General features: G+C 41.0%; 1 protein-coding gene. It reads right to left on the bottom strand.

All coding sequences use genetic code 11. From position 1 onward, the window contains the following. Positions 1–15: 15 nt before the first annotated feature. Positions 16–517 (bottom strand): S26 family signal peptidase (locus DWW23_RS26355; RefSeq protein WP_199664190.1); only part of this gene is annotated, 502 nt, incomplete at its 5' end.

Below are 517 nucleotides of genomic sequence, written 5' to 3' on the forward strand. Positions count from 1 at the left end.
TTCATGGCCTTAGATTTAATGAATGACTTTTAAAAAACGTTCCCACCTGAATTGGTTTGTATCCGGATCTACCGATTTCCAGATGATCCAGGCTTTTCCAACAATATATTCTTCGGGCAGTAATCCCCAATAACGTGAATCCTGTGAGTTCATGCCTTTGTCGCCTGCCATAAAATAGTAGTTTTTCCGGAAACGGTAACCATTAATCGGAGTCCCGTTAAGAAGAACCGTAGAATTCTTGTATTGAAGATTACCTTGTTGTTCCCATTCGATCAGTTTTTTATATAACCGGAAGTTTGTATGATCTAAAGTAACGGAATCACCTTTTGCCGGTATATAGAGCGGTCCGAAATCCTTGATGTTCCAGCCTATGATACTGTCGAATGGGAAACTCCGGAATATACCGTCTTGAAATTTTTCAGTCGCTGCTATTCCTTTTTGTGAATCCATGTTGCCGAGAGGTGTTTGTACGCCTTCCACATGAAAGAATCCGTTTCGGATGGATAAGGTATCTCCC

The organism is Parabacteroides sp. AF14-59 (assembly GCF_003479515.1).
Classification (GTDB): domain Bacteria; phylum Bacteroidota; class Bacteroidia; order Bacteroidales; family Tannerellaceae; genus Parabacteroides; species Parabacteroides faecis.